Origin of the sequence: Bacterioplanoides pacificum (genome assembly GCF_042648445.1) — a bacterium.
Lineage (GTDB): Bacteria > Pseudomonadota > Gammaproteobacteria > Pseudomonadales > Oceanobacteraceae > Bacterioplanoides > Bacterioplanoides pacificum.
This window is the reverse complement of the sequence record NZ_JBHRYB010000003.1, coordinates 152,972-168,721: the sequence shown is the minus strand read 5'-3', so window position 1 is coordinate 168,721 and position 15,750 is coordinate 152,972. Positions and strand designations below refer to the sequence as shown.

At 52.9% G+C, this 15,750-nt stretch carries 16 protein-coding genes; 9 read left to right on the top strand and 7 right to left on the bottom strand.

Annotated features, from left to right (window positions below):
• Positions 1–192: 192 nt before the first annotated feature.
• Entirely contained in the window at positions 193–798 is a 606-nt protein-coding gene (locus ACFOMG_RS04130; RefSeq protein WP_376864955.1) for an outer membrane beta-barrel protein, read from the top strand.
• Between the two features lie 43 nt (positions 799–841).
• Here the strand turns inward: ACFOMG_RS04130 and ACFOMG_RS04125 are convergent, their stop codons facing one another.
• Complete coding sequence (locus ACFOMG_RS04125; protein WP_376864954.1) at positions 842–1,696, bottom strand: crotonase/enoyl-CoA hydratase family protein; 855 nt, start codon at positions 1,694–1,696, stop codon at positions 842–844.
• 104 nt (positions 1,697–1,800) lie between these two features.
• Between ACFOMG_RS04125 and ACFOMG_RS04120 the strand changes: the two genes are divergently transcribed.
• Positions 1,801–2,736: a LysR family transcriptional regulator gene (locus ACFOMG_RS04120; protein WP_376864953.1), complete on the top strand. Its 936-nt coding sequence runs from the start codon at positions 1,801–1,803 to the stop codon at positions 2,734–2,736.
• Position 2,737: 1 nt separating this feature from the next.
• On the opposite strand, the gene ACFOMG_RS04115 is transcribed toward ACFOMG_RS04120, so the two are convergent.
• Both ACFOMG_RS04115 and ACFOMG_RS04110 read right to left on the bottom strand, forming a co-directional pair.
• Positions 2,738–3,958 carry a hypothetical protein gene (locus ACFOMG_RS04115; protein ID WP_376864952.1) on the bottom strand — a complete coding sequence of 407 codons (1,221 nt, stop codon included), beginning with the start codon at positions 3,956–3,958 and terminating at the stop codon, positions 2,738–2,740.
• A 117-nt stretch (positions 3,959–4,075) separates the two neighbouring features.
• Positions 4,076–4,225: a hypothetical protein gene (locus ACFOMG_RS04110; protein WP_376864951.1), complete on the bottom strand. Its 150-nt coding sequence runs from the start codon at positions 4,223–4,225 to the stop codon at positions 4,076–4,078.
• Positions 4,226–4,404: 179 nt separating this feature from the next.
• On the opposite strand from ACFOMG_RS04110, the gene ACFOMG_RS04105 reads away from it, so the two are divergent.
• Positions 4,405–4,701, top strand: a complete 297-nt coding sequence (locus ACFOMG_RS04105; protein WP_376864950.1) for a hypothetical protein — start codon at positions 4,405–4,407, stop codon at positions 4,699–4,701.
• Between the two features lie 72 nt (positions 4,702–4,773).
• Here the strand turns inward: ACFOMG_RS04105 and argH are convergent, their stop codons facing one another.
• Entirely contained in the window at positions 4,774–6,180 is a 1,407-nt protein-coding gene (argH, locus tag ACFOMG_RS04100) for an argininosuccinate lyase (protein ID WP_376864949.1), read from the bottom strand.
• A gap of 196 nt (positions 6,181–6,376) precedes the next feature.
• Here argH and ACFOMG_RS04095 point away from each other — a divergent pair, with 196 nt between their 5' ends.
• Both ACFOMG_RS04095 and ACFOMG_RS04090 read left to right on the top strand, forming a co-directional pair.
• Entirely contained in the window at positions 6,377–7,459 is a 1,083-nt protein-coding gene (locus ACFOMG_RS04095; protein WP_376864948.1) for a sensor histidine kinase, read from the top strand.
• Entirely contained in the window at positions 7,456–8,187 is a 732-nt protein-coding gene (locus ACFOMG_RS04090; RefSeq protein WP_376864947.1) for a LytR/AlgR family response regulator transcription factor, read from the top strand. The genes ACFOMG_RS04095 and ACFOMG_RS04090 overlap by 4 nt, the downstream gene beginning before the upstream one ends.
• Before the next feature lie 116 nt (positions 8,188–8,303).
• On the opposite strand, the gene ACFOMG_RS04085 is transcribed toward ACFOMG_RS04090, so the two are convergent.
• Positions 8,304–9,905, bottom strand: a complete 1,602-nt coding sequence (locus ACFOMG_RS04085) for a choice-of-anchor I family protein (protein ID WP_376864946.1) — start codon at positions 9,903–9,905, stop codon at positions 8,304–8,306.
• 168 nt (positions 9,906–10,073) lie between these two features.
• Entirely contained in the window at positions 10,074–10,796 is a 723-nt protein-coding gene (locus ACFOMG_RS04080) for a YebC/PmpR family DNA-binding transcriptional regulator (protein ID WP_376864945.1), read from the bottom strand.
• A gap of 214 nt (positions 10,797–11,010) precedes the next feature.
• Here ACFOMG_RS04080 and ACFOMG_RS04075 point away from each other — a divergent pair, with 214 nt between their 5' ends.
• Positions 11,011–11,763: a hypothetical protein gene (locus tag ACFOMG_RS04075; RefSeq protein WP_376864944.1), complete on the top strand. Its 753-nt coding sequence runs from the start codon at positions 11,011–11,013 to the stop codon at positions 11,761–11,763.
• 56 nt (positions 11,764–11,819) lie between these two features.
• Here the strand turns inward: ACFOMG_RS04075 and ACFOMG_RS04070 are convergent, their stop codons facing one another.
• A complete protein-coding gene (locus tag ACFOMG_RS04070) occupies positions 11,820–12,380 on the bottom strand; it encodes a gamma carbonic anhydrase family protein (RefSeq protein WP_376864943.1) in 561 nt (186 codons plus the stop codon).
• 36 nt (positions 12,381–12,416) lie between these two features.
• Between ACFOMG_RS04070 and ACFOMG_RS04065 the strand changes: the two genes are divergently transcribed.
• The 3 genes from ACFOMG_RS04065 to ACFOMG_RS04055 all read left to right on the top strand — a co-directional run bounded on the left by ACFOMG_RS04065 (position 12,417) and on the right by ACFOMG_RS04055 (position 15,404).
• The gene (locus ACFOMG_RS04065) at positions 12,417–12,965 is read left to right on the top strand and encodes a hypothetical protein (RefSeq protein ID WP_376864942.1); all 549 of its coding nucleotides are present in this window, start codon (positions 12,417–12,419) and stop codon (positions 12,963–12,965) included.
• Positions 12,966–13,044: 79 nt separating this feature from the next.
• Positions 13,045–15,114, top strand: coding sequence for an oligopeptidase A (gene prlC / locus ACFOMG_RS04060; protein ID WP_376864941.1), 2,070 nt, complete (start codon positions 13,045–13,047; stop codon positions 15,112–15,114).
• Positions 15,114–15,404 carry a YheV family putative zinc ribbon protein gene (locus tag ACFOMG_RS04055; protein WP_376864940.1) on the top strand — a complete coding sequence of 97 codons (291 nt, stop codon included), beginning with the start codon at positions 15,114–15,116 and terminating at the stop codon, positions 15,402–15,404. Before prlC ends, ACFOMG_RS04055 begins: the two co-directional genes overlap by 1 nt.
• Positions 15,405–15,750 lie beyond the last annotated feature (346 nt).

Below are 15,750 nucleotides of genomic sequence, written 5' to 3'. Positions count from 1 at the left end.
CAGGATAGTCTCAGCTTAGACGAGAATAGGGGGCTTGCTCATCGAGGTTTTGGTTACATGGGTGTTGGTTGTAAGCGTTCGTTACTGAGGATTGATCAGCCACGGGCCATGACATGCTGGTGAGAATATGCATAATTGCGCCGCCAGTCTGAGGGGCTGGCGATTCGAGAGAAGGAAAAGGATCTAATGGAAATGACTATTAAAAACACTGTATTGGCAGCCACGTTGACCGCGCTTTCGGTATCTGCCGTTGCTGAAGCTCCGGCTGACGTTGCGGTAAAGCCAGCACGTTTTTATGTGGAATATGGCCTGAACAGTGGCAGTGGTGAAACCGAGTTCTCTGGCGACCGCACCGTTAGTTATGATATGGACACCCGTATGTCGGCGCTGACTTTTGGTTATATTGCCCGAACCGGTGTGCGTTTTGAGCTGGCGCTGACATCCATTGATGCCACTCTTGAGGGCGCAGATAACGACGATGAGTTCTCCGGCTTCGATCTGAACGGTAAATTCCCGTTGGGCAAAGACACAGTACGTCCGTATCTGGGAGCGGGTATGGGCTTCTACGATTGGGAGAATACAGCCGCCCTGTTCGCTGATGGTGAAGACCTCAGTGGTGTATCACTGAATCTGATGGCGGGTGTGTTGTTCGAAGTGCATCCTCATATCGAGCTGGAACTGGGGGCTCAGTATAAAGCCATCTCCTGGGAAACGATTCAGGCTTCTGACAGCCGCACAGAGGTTGAAATCAGTTCATCCTTCCTCGGTCTGCAGGCGGCGGCAAAAGTGAAGTTCTGAAGCCGCTTCACAGGGAGAAATGCTCCCTGTGAATCAGGTTCGGTTAGTCTTCAAACAGGTTTTTCAGGGCAAACAGATCATCATATTCAGCGGTTTGTTTTGTGGCCTTGGCCTGGAAGCTTTTCATCAGATCGGTTGGCCGGAACATGCCCGCCTGCCAGGTAGCCATATATTTCAGGCTGTCTTCGACACTGTGATCACGGCTGTAGTTGAGCATTTCTTTACAGCCGGTTACCGCCAGTGGCGAGTTCTGTGCAATCTGCGCGGCGATACTCATTACACCGTCCAGCATCTGTTGCTGATCATCAAACACCTGATTAACAAACCCCAGTTGCAATGCTTCGGCAGCCAGGAACTTACGTCCGGTGTAAGCCAGTTCGCGTACCACACCGGCCGGGATCAGTTTCGGCATACGCTGCAGCGTGCCGACATCCGCGGTCATACCGATTTCGGTCTCTTTGATGGTGAAATAACTGTCAGCGGTGCAATAACGCATATCGGATGCACAGACCAGATCTAATGCACCACCAATACAGCCGCCCTGAATGGCGGTTAATACGGGTAGCCGGACTTTTTCCAGAGAGCTCAGGCTGTCCTGCAGTTGTAATACCACACGCCGCAGGTTTTCGCCCATACGGCCCGGGTCACCGGACATCGGCACGGCTTTACTATCAGAGAATACGCCCAGGTCCATACCGGCAGAAAAGTGCTTGCCAGTGGAGGAAACCACAATCACCCGGGCGTCCGAGTGCATTTCAATATCCCGTATCGCTTGTGGCAGTTCCAGCCAGAAGGCTTTGTTCATGCTGTTCAGTGCTTGTGGGCGGCTGAATTGCAGATGGGCGATATGCTCGGCCACTGAAATGGTGAAGCAGGAGTAATCGGACAGCTCGGCCATGGTTTATCCTCTTATTGTTATATCTGAATTTAATGTTGACGCTGTCAATATACGGTGAATTACTCGATCGGGCAAAGCTGATATGCTATCGATCATGTGAATTTTTGTTTTCGCCACTCATGCAGCAAATTAATTTATCCCGGGTCGACCTCAATCTGTTTGTTGTGTTCGACGCTATTTATCGTGAAGGCAATCTGACCCGTGCAGCAGAACGGCTGCACTTATCACAGCCGGCTGTCAGTCACGCTCTGGCACGGCTGCGCGAGCGCTTTCACGATCCGTTGTTTGAGCGGGCGGGAAAAGGTATGGCCCCGACTCCGTTGGCTAAGGCCATTATTGGACGGGTGCGGCTGGCGTTACAGGAGCTGGAGTCCACCCTCGGAGAAGGCCTGGCATTTGACCCGGCCGAAGCGCAACGTATCTTTACCCTGGCAGCCCGGGATGTGATGGAGTTTACGGCCCTGCCGCCACTGATGGCGCGTTTGCAACAGCTGGCCCCTCAGGTTCAGTTACGCAGCTTGCGAATTCCCCGGCGCGATATGATGCAGCAACTGAGCAGCGGCCAGATCGATTTTGCAGCGGATGTGTTGTTGCCGCTACAGGAAGATATCGAACATCAGCTGCTCGGGCGTGAATCTCTGGCGGTTGCTCTGCGGGCCGATCATCCGCTGGTTGCGGATGAGCTGACGCTAAGCGGTTACGCCAGCGCCAGCCATGTGTTGGTGTCGAGTCGTAATGAAGGTCAGGGAGTGGAAGATTTTGCCTTATCGCGTCAGGGCTACAGCCGTCATATCGCACTGCGTTGCCAGAACTATTACGCCGCTTTGCAGGTGGTGAAAAACAGTGATTTGTTGTTAACCCTGCCGCAAACCTATGCCAGCCAGATGCAGCAAAGCGGTGGCATTTGTATCCGCCCGCTGCCACTGGATCAGGTGCCGGTGGAAATTCATCTGTATTGGCATCAGAAAGCCAACCGTGATCCGGCGCTGTTGTGGTTAAAACAACAAATGTTGCAGTGTTTGCCCGCGGCTATGAGTTAATTTACGGCATACTCAGAGGGATGCTGATATCCAGGCTGCCACTGGCGTTGCTGCTGTTTTCATTGCTGGTATTCTGACCGTTGATGGCAAACGTACTGTTAATGGTGGTTTTGCTGATGGTACCGCTCAGGGCGTTATCCGCTGGTGTGGCGCTGGTGTCGAGAATCAGGTTAGCGCCATAGCTGAACAGCTGGGCCTCATTGACGATGTCGTCATCACTCAGGAAACCGGTTTCAATCCGGGTTTTATCCGTTGCCCTGACAGCCAGTCCGGTGCTGCGGCTGAAGTCGATACTATCGCCCTTGCAGCTGGTACGGGAATCACGTTCTTGTTTAATGGCTACGCAATAGACGGCCTTATTGCTTGCGCTTTCGGACGGGTTACTGGCGTCGTATGACAAGCTACCCAGGCTGTTGGTTGCCGCAGATATTTTAACCGCCAGCGTGTGTTGTTCGCTGTAACTGACCTCACTGCTGTTGCTGCTTTCTGAGCTGCCATCCAGATCAAGCTGGGTAAAACGGGTATTGCTGGTGATCGTCAGAGGCGCCAACTCGGTCATGTTGGACAGTGGCATGTTCAGCTCAGTGCCAATGGCACTATTTTGCCAGGGAACAAAGGTAGGTAATAATTCACCTTCTTCGCGGGCAGCGGTACATTGGGAATATTCCAGGCTGCCATTGTTATCACGAATCACAAACACCATGCGCTGCTGGCTGGTGATGACACGTTTTTCCAGATTACCGGCTGCGGTTTTTGTTTGATTGTGCACCAGTAACCAGGTGCCGGTCAGATCGCTGTTGGCCGCGCTGTTTTCCTGGCCGGCTGTAATGCGGTAAGTATCCTCATTGAGGGAAATCGACAGATATTCCGCCAGGTTTTCCGGTCCTGGCATCACATGATCATCGGCGGCGTATACACAACCATCGGTAATATGGCCGCCGCTGTTATCGCCACCGTCGCCGTTACCACCGCCGTCGCCGTTATCACCGCCGTCGCCGTTATCACCACCGTCGCCGTTATCACCGCCGTCGCCGTTATCACCGCCGTCGCCGTTATCACCGCCGTCGCCGTTATCACCACCGTCGCCGTTATCACCGCCATCACCATCATTGTTGACTGGAATGGAGTTGTCGCCGGACTCGCTGCCGTAACAGCCGGTCAATAATGAGGTGCTGGTAACCGCCAGCGATAAAACAATGGCACACAGACGCAGGGAGAACACGATGCAAAACCTTAGGTTGTTATTATTGGGCTTACGCTAAAACGGCACCAGTGTACTGTAAAGGGGCGATAACTGTCTTTGCTGAACCCTTGCAGTTGCGCTGAGCTGCGGAGACGCTCAGTCGAGATACTGGCCAAACAGATTGCTGCTGCCGATCAGTCCTTGCTGCTGGCAGTAATCGTGCAGCCGGGCAAACTTCGACATCACAAAACGGTGGTCGGTCGGAAACGGGCAGGAGTAATTGGGGTGGTATACCAGTGGCAGCACAGCTAACTCGTTGTGGGGAAATTCAGCCTTACTATTGTGCGGTTAAGCGCCGCATTTGTCTTGTGAGCGGCGATTTAGACTAATGGCCAGTGGTGACTGACAGCTGCGCCATGGTTTGCTAAACACTGAACAAAAATAATACAGCTGCTGCCGGATAGCAGCGCAACGGGAGCAGGTTAATGGCAAAAAAATCCAACAAAGTGAAAAAGGTGAAGACACAGGCGCATTCTTCTGGCTCTGATATGGCTGAGGATAATAAAAACCCGGCTATTTCGCGCTTTGAATCTGTGTTCTATCGCTTTTTTGCCTGGTTCCCGATTCTGGTTTTACCCGCCATGGTGTGGGATATGATGGCGGCTGGTGATTATGTCATGGGTGGTATCATCGGCTTTGTCCACGCCATTCTGGTGTTCCGGTTTGTCACTGTGGTCAACCTGCCCGGCTTGTTTAAACGTAAACAAACCGCCGAAAACTGAGCCTGATTGACATAAAAAGCCCGCTGTGGACAACATGAATCCACAGCGGGCTTTGTGTTTGTGTTGTAAGCGTTAGCGCTGTGCCAGCGCTTCTTTAGCACGAGCCGCTGCTGCGCGTACCTGATCCGGTGCGGTACCACCAATATGGTCACGAGCGGCCACTGAGCCTTCCAGCGTTAATACATCGAATACGTCAGCGCTGATCTGATCGGAGAACTGTTGCAGCTCTTCCAGCGTCATATCGCTCAGGTCTTTACCACTCTCGATGCCGTAAGCCACCGCTTTGCCAACAATCTCGTGGGCGTCGCGGAATGGGATGCCTTTGCGCACCACGTAGTCGGCCAGGTCGGTGGCGGTAGAGAAGCCACGCTTGGCGGCTTCGTACATAAATTCTTTTTTCGGCTGCAGGTGTGGCGCCATATCAGCGAAGGCACGCAGCGAGTCACGCAGGGTATCGACGGTGTCGAACAGCGGCTCTTTGTCTTCCTGATTGTCTTTGTTGTACGCCAGCGGTTGCGACTTCATCAGTGTCAGCAGTGAAATCATATGGCCGTACACCCGGCCGGTTTTACCGCGCACCAGCTCAGGTACGTCGGGATTTTTCTTCTGCGGCATAATGGAGGAGCCGGTGCAGAAGCGGTCTGGCAGGTCGATAAACTGGAACTGAGCGGAAGCCCACAGCACCAGCTCTTCGGAGAAGCGCGACATATGCATCATGATCAGTGATGCAACGCTGGTGAATTCGATGGCGAAGTCACGGTCGGATACTGAATCCAGGCTGTTTTCGGTCGGGCGATCAAAACCCAGCAGCTCTGCGGTGTAGAAACGATCAATCGGGTAAGTGGTACCGGCCAGCGCCGCGGCGCCCAGTGGCAGAATGTTGATGCGCTTACGGCAGTCCATCAGACGGGCGTAATCGCGCTCCAGCATTTCGTTCCAGGCCAGCAGGTGATGACCAAAAGTGACCGGCTGTGCGGTTTGCAGGTGGGTGAAGCCCGGCATAATGGTATCGGCCTGTGCTTCCGCCAGCTCAACCAGGCCTTGTTGCAGGCGGGTCAGTTCCGTGGCGATGACATCGATTTCGTCACGCATATATAAACGAATATCGGTCGCTACCTGGTCATTACGGGAACGGCCGGTGTGTAATTTTTTGCCGGTGATGCCAATCTTAGCGGTGAGCGCGGCTTCGATGTTCATATGAACGTCTTCCAGCTCGACCGACCAGTTGAACTGGCCTGTTTCGATTTCCTGGCGAACTTCTTCCAGTCCGCGCAGGATATCGTCACGTTCCTGCTCGTTCAGTACGCCGACTTTGCACAACATTTTGGCGTGTGCCACTGAACCCTGAATATCCTGAGCGTACATACGCTGATCAAAGTTTACCGAAGCAGTGTAACGCGCTACAAAAGCATCGGTTGGTTCGGAAAAACGACCACCCCAGGAAGCATTGGTTGCGTCGGTTTGGTTTTGATCAGTCATAACACACCTCGTTGGTTTGCGGATAGCGGCTAAAGTTCAGACACGGTGACTCTGTACCGGCAAGGCGGCGGATTATAACCATTCACAGGGCGATCTGTCCCTGTTTCGCCGGCATTTGTAGCAGGATCACTTGCGATAGCCCGGTTTGCACGGGAGACTAGCGCGCTTAACTGCGGCGTAAAGGAACGCCCCCATTATGATGAATACCTTTAACAGGCAACAGCCGGGTCAGCGCCAGCGTGAGCAGCTGCTGGAAGCGTTTTTTCTGCCGGATTTATGCAACTCCCGGGCGGTGATGTTTTTGCTGATCCTCAGTGAAGCGCTGGTACTGGCGCTGACCCTGATCGAAACCGGTTTGCCCGGATTTTCCTGGCAACGTTTTGCGGTTGTGTCTTTGTTTGTACAGTGGGTCGCCTTGTTATCGGTGGCACTGTTGTGTCAGCTGCGGGCACTGATGTCGCGTTTGCATGTGGCGGGTGCTTCGGCGCTGGCATTGTTGATTACCCAGTTAGTGACCCTGCTGGTCAGCCTGTTGGGTGAAAAGTTATGGCCGCTGGATAAGCTGGGTATCGATTGGGCCTGGGTGCTGCGTAATCAGGTGATTGCCGCTATTTTTGCCATGATGGCGCTGCGTTATTTTTACGTCCAGAGTCAGTGGCGGTTAAAGACTCAGGCGGAGCTGAAAGCGCGGCTGGCCGCATTGCAGGCCAATATCCGGCCACACTTTTTCTTTAACACTCTCAATACGGTTGCGTCACTGATTGTGATTGACCCGGACAAAGCCGAACACATGCTGGTGGACCTGGCGCAATTGTTCCGGGTGGTGCTGAAAGCGGACGATAAACTGGTGCCGCTTACACAGGAAATTGAACTGGGTCGCCGTTATCTGGCGATTGAACAGGTACGCTTGGGCGAAAGAATGCAGCTGCAGTGGCAGTTGCCTGATCCTTTACCAGCGCTTCAGGTGCCCCAGCTGATTCTGCAACCGTTACTGGAAAACGCCGTATATCACGGTATTCAGCCCCGGGTCGCGGCCGGTTACATCCGGGTTGAGCTGACCAGAGACGCAAACGACTGGTTGCTGACGGTGGTGAACTCCAAAGACCCGCAGGTCGACAGTGGTCATGGTAATCAGATGGCTCAGGCAAATATCCGTGCGCGGCTGGCAACGTTAACACAACAAGGGTCACAGCAGGCCGGGCTGGAAATAACCGCTGAAGCCGATGAATATCGGGCCTGCCTGCGTTTGCCAAGCAATATCCTGGAGGAGAAAGAATGAGTTATCGCGTGTTACTGGTGGATGATGAACCTCTGGCACGGGAACGACTGAAACGTTTACTGGATGAACACAGCAATTTTGACTGGGTGGCCGAAGCCGGTGATGGTCAGGCTGCGTTGTCCTGGTTGCAGCAGCACCACTGTGACCTGGTGTTGCTGGATATTCAGATGCCGGGCAAAACCGGGCTGGAAGTCGCGCGTGACATACAGGCGCTGGAACAGCCTCCGCTGGTGGTGTTCTGTACGGCTTATGATGAACATGCGTTACAGGCTTTCCGGGTTAATGCCATCGACTATCTGATGAAGCCTATCGCTAAAGATGATCTGAGCCGGGCGTTACAGCGGGCTTCCGAATGGCTGGATCAGAATCCGCAGCCGCTGGCCGCAACCGCCGGTGCCCGCACGCATATCAGCGCCCGCACACATAATGGCATGCAGCTGATTCCGCTGGCGGAAGTGCTGTATTTTCTGGCCGATCAGAAATACGTCAACGTCTGCCATATCAGTGGTGAAACCCTGATTGATGATTCACTGAAACAACTGGAAGACGAGTTCGGCGATAAATTCCTGCGGGTACACCGCAGCGCACTGGTTTCCCGTGCCCGTATCGACCGGCTGGAAGCTCAGGAGAAAGGTGGTCACCTGTTGTATCTGAAAGGTCTGACAGACGGCATCGCCGTCAGCCGCCGACACTTACCGGCGGTGCGCAAAGCCATGAAAGCGCTTTGATGTAGTACTGAGTGTGTACGAAGCCAAGCATTTGCGTAATGCACTGACGGCAGGTTCCGATGTGCACGTAAAATTTGGCAACACGGCTGGCCGTTGGCAGCCGTGTTGCTGAGCGATCAGCGGATTTGGTAGATCGTGGTGGTACCACTGACCTCATTGCCAACCACCAGTAGTGGTTCGCCGTTCGGACTGTCGCTGGCGCTGATGACTAACAAGCCTTCCGGCGCCAGATCACCGGCTGCAGCCGGATTGTTTTCATCGGCGCTGATGCTGAAATCGCGGTTGTTCAGGTATTGCACAAACTGAGGCAAACGCGGGTTGCTGATGTTGTACACCATGATGCCGCCCTGTCGTTCCAGACCGATATAGGCAAACACCTGATTGCCAAACTTAGCCAGCGTCACGCCCTCCGGTTCCGGTCCTTTGTTATCGCTGCGATTATCAATTTTGTTGTTATCGTTACTGACATTAAAGTATTGCCCGGCAACCTGTTTAAGATGTTGTTCAAACTGATCACCCGAGTCGAACACCAGCTGGCCATGGCTATCCCAGATTGAGAACGAGCGGCCGCCGTAAGCGTAAATTTGTTCAAATTTACCGTCGTTATCGGTGTCACCCATAGTATTGGTAACGGCTAAATCGCCCAGCCCGTCAGCATCGGTCAGGCGTTCGATCTGGCTGCTGCTGAAACTGGCTTCATCCAATGGCAGATCCTGCAGTTTGATTTCGTCGCTGTAGCCGTCGTAGTCGCGTCCGTCCCCTTCGTTAGCACTGACGATGTAGGTATTACCGTCGGCTGCCATATAGCTGGCGATAGCATCCGGCTGATACATGCCATAGACCGGCAACAGTTCAATCGCGGCGGTTTTATCGTTTTTGTTAGCATCCAGACCATTGCCGGGCTGGCTGTGGTCCTTGTAGCCCAGTGGCAGTATGGTCTGCACTTCGGCACGCTGAATATCGATAACGGCCAGCGCGTTATTTTCCTGCAGCGCCACATAAGCGGTGTTGTTATCGCGGCTGATGGTGATGTATTCCGGCTCCAGATCCTGAGCCACTGATGTACCTGCCGGGCCTCCGATCCGAACACCCTTTTCAATCAGGTTTTGTTTGTCCTGGTTGAACTCAGAGAAACCGGCGGTACGAACCGACATGTCGGAGACTTTAATGATGGAAACAGAACCTTCCGGATCATTGTCGTATGCATCGTTGGGTTCACCTTCATTGGCGCTTAACACATAGTCGCCATTCGGGGTAAAAGTCACCATATCCGGTAACGCACCAACGGCGGCCGCTCCGGCAAAGGCCAGCGTATCTGTATGGTAGAAATACACCTGCCCCTTTGCTTGTTTGTTGTCGTTTTCAACCGCAACCGCCAGCTTGCCGTTGTGGACGGCAACGCTGTTGGCACCGCCGGCAGCAAAACCGTTAACCTGGGTCTGGCGCACATCCAGAGTGGTCAGTTTCTGCGGGTTAAGCGGGTCGCTGAGATCAAGCACATCGATACTGGCAGCACCGGAGTTGACCACAAACAGTTTGTTGCTGCTGGCGCAAAACGCAGTGATCTCCGCACCACCGGCGTCAAACAGGCCTGAGCTGTAACGGCCAATTTGTTGTAACTCACCCGTGTAGTTCTGATTCGGGTTGCCGTCGTCACTGCCACAAGCCGTTAATAAGGCACCGCCAATGGCCAGTGCCAGGAGTTTTTTGCTGATCATGGAACCTCAGTTTTTTGCCAATCAAAGGAATGGTCACCGAGGGTGTCAGGCAAAAATGACAGTCTGGTTACTGATTTATTGCGCTGTGTAACAAAAACGGTAATTCGTTTTCGGGCACAAAAAAAGCCGCAGCGACCGGGTCGTTGCGGCTTGATTGTCAGCAGCGGCTTAGCTGTCGTAGCTGCCGTTGTGGTAGATTTCCTGCACGTCTTCCAGATCGTTCATCAGGCCAACAAAGCGTTCGAACGCTTCAACGTCGTCTGCGGCAATCTCATGTTCAGCGTGTGGGATGTAGGTGATTTCCTGCATCTCGAAGTCGATGTTTTCATCCATCTCCGCCAGCGCGGTTTTGGTTTTGAAGAACTCGGTGGGTGGCACCTGAACGGTGATCATGCCGTCTTCACATTCCAGTTCACCGACGTCAACGTCGGCCATCATCAGCGCTTCCAGCACACCTTCTTCGTCTTCACCGGGGAAAACAAACAAAGCGCAGTGTTCAAAGCTGTGGCTGACCGAACCCTGAGTGCCCAGTTTGGCTTTGCACTTCGAGAAAATACCGCGGATCTCACCAAAGGTACGGTTCGGGTTATCGGTTAACGCGCTGATCAGCACCATAGCGCCACCGGGGGCCAGGCCCTCGTAAAGAGCTGGCTGGAAGTCTTCACCGGTGCCGCCTTCGGCTTTGGCGATGGCTTTTTCAATCACATGGCTTGGTACCTGATCTTTCTTGGCGCGGTCAATCAGGGAGCGCAGCCCCAGGTTACCGGAAGGGTCGGTGCCGCCGGCTTTTGCCGTCATATAGATTTCGCGGCCGTATTTGGAATAGACCTTGGTTTTTGCCGCGGCCGTTTTGGCCATGGATTCTTTACGGTTCTGATACGCTCTGCCCATGGGAATTCGCTTATCCGTTCTGTTCTGTAATGAAAGAGGGGTTCAAAAATCAGCGCCGATTGTAGCGCGAGTCTGCGCCGGGGGCGAGTTTGAGGCGATAACAGGCCGTCTGGGTCGTTATTGAGAATGCTCTCACAAAAATATCGATGCGTTCTTTGCAGCCGTATTGAGTCCAGTAAAATCATATGATTCTCAATTGCAAAAGGACTGCGACGTGCGTCTTCTTTCTGTTTTACCTCTGACTCTTATATTAGCCGCCTGTGGCGGTGGTTCCGGCTCTGGCGGCGATGATTCGCTAGGCGGTGGCGGCAACCCGGGCGGTATTGGCTCTGGCAGCAAACGCGATTGCAGTGTCGATCAATGGCGCGGTTATAGCTTCCCGATGCCGGAATACCCGGGTTATTCATTAAAAGAACCGGTGGTGACCGCGCCTGACCCGGAATACCGCTTTGACACTGTAAGGGAAGCACTGATTGAGGTCGTTGATGCGATGGATGATGGCCGGGATCACCAAGGGCCGAGCTGGAGCACAACCAGCAACGGGCTGACCAGCACCATCAACTACAGCAATGACAATGGCGTCGAAAGCTGGACGCTGACACTGGATGGCGGCCCGAATTATAACTACGGCCACGGTCGGAATTACACCATCCGACAGCTGGCCGATTGCACCCTTGAATTTGAGGGATATGACCCGGCCAACAATGAGCTGGAGGTGGATTATTCTGCAGGCCGCGAGGAATCGGAAGGCACTCAATACTCACAGGGACAACCATGGACGGAATACAAAACTCTGATCAGAAGTGATTCGAGTGGCAAGGCCGTCACAGCAGAAATTGACAGTGACGTATACCACCCGGTTACGGAAATTACCTGGGATTCTCAGGGTAGCATACTGGAAACACGTTATTGCACCGGTTACCAGGGTGGTACCCCATCCGGCTGTACGGTTTCATCCGGTGGCTGAATATTAGCCGGTACAACGCTACCAAAAAGCCGCGCGATCGCGCGGCTTTTTTATGGTTACAAATCAAACCCTTCGGCCAGATGTTTATCCTTCAGGCGCACATAGTTGCCGGCGCTGTAGGTAAAAAATTGACGTTCTTTCTCTGAAATCGGCCGCGCCTGTTTGGCCGGGTTGCCTTTGTAGACGTAGCCACTTTCAAGCACCTTGCCCGGTGTAACCACCGCCCCGGCAGCGATGATGACTTCGTCTTCCACCACAGCACCGTCCATAATCATTGACTTCATACCGACTAAAACCCGATTACCGATGGTGCAGCCATGCAGCATGGCCTGGTGGCCGATGGTGACGTCTTCGCCGATGATCAGCGGATAACCGCCGGGATTAAAGTCGCTGGCGTGGGTGATGTGCAGCACCGAACCATCCTGCACACTGGTGCGGGCGCCAATACGGATATGATGCATATCGCCGCGAATTACGGTTAATGGCCAGACGGATACGTCGTCAGCCAGCTCGACATCACCAATCACCACGGCGCTGCGGTCAACAAATACCCGTTCGCCCAGCTTAGGTGTTGTGTTCTGGTATTTTCTTACGGAGTATTTATTAATATTGGCCATGATTAACAGTGCCTGTTCGAATCTGAGAAAAAAAGAATGTTAGGCTCAGATACTATCATTATTCAAACAAGGATGTTGTATGGGGAGCCGTTTATGAGGGCTGAAAAATTAAAGATTAATTATTATGTGTTAATGCTTTTTTTTCTGCTTGGGTGCTCTGAAGGTCATGCGGATATCGAAGAGTATCAATCTGCATACGAGTCAAAAATTAACGATTGCGATAAACTTGAATCATTACCAGACCTGCAGTTTCTTAAAAACTTGGAGTTAGGTGAAAAAAACCTTGGTATTATCATTGACTACCAATATTTCAGGCAATGGCATGATTGCGTTCAACCGGAGCGTGGAAATTATAAGAAGGTTTTAGAGGATAATATTCATCATTTTCCAGCGGAAAGTGAATATCGAAGCCACCTGCGGATTGTGTTGTCAGATTATAAGGCATTAGCCGAAGTTCAGGCAGAGTATGACCAGTTACCCGCTGAACTACGAAATTCCATCGAATCTAACAAAGTGTTTAGTACGCCGTTCAATATCATTGAGGTTAGTGAGGTTTTGCTCCCTCAACCTACAGCCGAAGAATAGCAGTGAATACTTGAACTATAAGTGATCTGCCCCAATCTGGAGAATTAATAACCTATTCAGATTGATAGAGTACTTCGCAATGACCAACCCGCTGTTACAAGAACACCTGCTGCCGCCGTTTTCAGCCATTAAGCCCGAGCAGGTGTTGCCCGCGATTGAACAACGTCTGAACACTAATCGTGAGCGCATTGCACAGTTGTTGGCCGATCTGCAAGGCACAACTCCCAGTTGGGAAACGCTGGTGGCGCCGCTGGAGCAGTGGGACGACGAATTGGCCAAAGCCTGGTCGCCGGTGGGGCATCTGAATGGCGTACTGAACTCTGATGAGCTGCGTGATGCTTACAATGCCTGTCTGCCGTTATTAAGCCAGTACAGCACCGAGATGGGTCAGAATCGTGAGCTGTTTGAGGCCTATCAGGCACTGCGCAACAGCGATGAGTTCGATACGTTATCCACCGCGCAACAAACGGCCATAGAACATGCGCTGCGCGATTTTCGCCTCAGTGGCGTGGATCTTGAAGGCGACAGTAAAGTCCGTTACGGCGAGATCAAACAACGTCTGTCAGAGCTGACCAGTAAGTTTGGTGAAAACGTTTTGGATGCTACTCAGGCGTGGAGCAAAATCATCGACGACGAAGCCGAACTGGCGGGTCTGCCGGACAGTGCCAAAGGTTTGCTGGCGCAGCTGGCTGGTGAAGCCGGTCAGTTTAAAGTCACACTCGACTTCCCTTCCTACATGCCAATCATGAGTTATGCCGACAACCGAGAATTGCGCCAGGAGGTATACAGCGCGTTTGTGACCCGTGCCTCTGATCAGGGCCCGACAGCGGGTGAGTTCGATAACTCGGAAATCATGCAGGAAATTCTGGCGCTGCGTTATGAGCTGGCGCAGCTGCTGGGTTTTGAAAACTACGCCGAATATTCACTGGCGACCAAAATGGCAGGCAGCGCTCAGGAGGTGGTCGATTTCCTCAACGATCTGGCGCTGAAAGCCAAACCACAGGCTGAGCGCGAGTTTGCGGAACTGAGTGCATTTGCCAAAAATGAATATGGTGTTGAGCACCTGCAGCCCTGGGATGTGACTTATTACGCCGAAAAGCTGCGCCAGAGTCGTTACGCCATCTCTCAGGAAGATATCCGCCCTTACCTGCCGATTGATACCGTGGTTAACGGCATGTTTGAAACCGTTTCCCGTTTGTATGGCATTGAATTTGAAGAGCAAACCGGCTTCGATAGTTACCACCCGGATGTCCGTTTTTTCCACGTGTTAAAAGACGGTCAGCAAATTGCTGCGTTCTACCTCGATTTGTACGCGCGTGAGAAAAAACGTGGTGGTGCCTGGATGGATGACTGCCGTATCCGGCGCCAGACTGAGCAGGGTTTGCAGCTGCCGGTCGCGTATCTGGTGTGTAATTTCAGTCCGGCGGTGGGGGATACTCCGGCGTTGTTAACACACGATGAGCTGACTACCTTGTTCCATGAGTTTGGCCATGGCCTGCATCATATGCTGACGCAGATCGATGTGGCGGCGGTCAGCGGTATTAATGGTGTGGCCTGGGATGCGGTCGAATTACCCAGCCAGTTCCTGGAGAACTGGTGCTACGAGCCGGAAGCACTGGCGTTTATCTCGGGTCGCTTTGAAGACGGCGATGATGGCCATCAGCAAGGTGAGCCGCTGCCACAACCGCTGCTGGATAAACTGTTAGCGGCGAAGAATTTCCAGAGTGCCATGATGATGATGCGCCAGCTGGAGTTTGCATTGTTCGACCTCCGCCTGCATCGTGAATACAGCGACAGCAATCCGGTAACAGCGGAGCAGATTCTGGCGCAGGTGCGTAACCAGGTGGCAGTGGTGCCGGTGGTGCCGTTTAACCGTTTCCAGCACAGTTTCAGCCATATTTTCGCCGGTGGTTATGCGGCGGGTTATTATTCTTACAAATGGGCCGAAGTGCTGAGTGCCGATGCGTTCTCTCAGTTTGAAGAAGACGGCATCTTTAATCGCGATACCGGCGGGCGTTTCCTGCGTGAAATCCTCAGCCAGGGCGGTAGCCGGGAAGCTGCGCAGTTGTTTGAGAATTTCCGTGGCCGGGCACCTTCGGTAGAACCTTTGCTGCGCCACAGTGGCATTAACAGTGAGAAAGTAGCCTGATGGAATACCAGCCAAAGAAAAAACCGAAACGCTTTGTTGCCGGTGCCGTGTGTCCGAAATGTTCGGAGATGGACCGTACCGTGTTGTACACCAGCGATGACGGTGACGAAGTTCGTGAATGTATCAGTTGTGGCTTTAAACAAACGGCCAGCGAGCAGGCTGCTGAAGATCAGGCACGCCAGCTGGAAAGCGAAGCGCTGGCAACCCGGGTAACACCGCTGGGCAAAGCCGTGCTGGACGAAGACGAAGCGCCGTTAAAAATCCTTGGCATTGCAGATAAAGCTGACTGATTGGTAAATTTTTTATCGATAAAATTCATGACAGGGGTTGCCGTTAGAGCTTTTACTCAGTAATATTGCGATATAGCTAATGAACAAACTCTGGTGTGTGCGTTGCATCAGTCTGTTTACAGCACCCTGATCTGGCCTCTGGCCATAAAAAACCCTGCTACCAGGACGGCGGCGGGGTTTTTTTATGCCTGTTATACACACTGGTTTAACTGTCGTTCAGTATTTTGTCGTAGTCTGCCCGCCCGGGAGCATCGGTGTCTGGTTTTGGGCCTTGTGTGGATAGTCAAATCCGGCCGGGCTGGCTACACTAGCCCGGCATTCTAATCCGGCTGGTTGCCATCGGGGT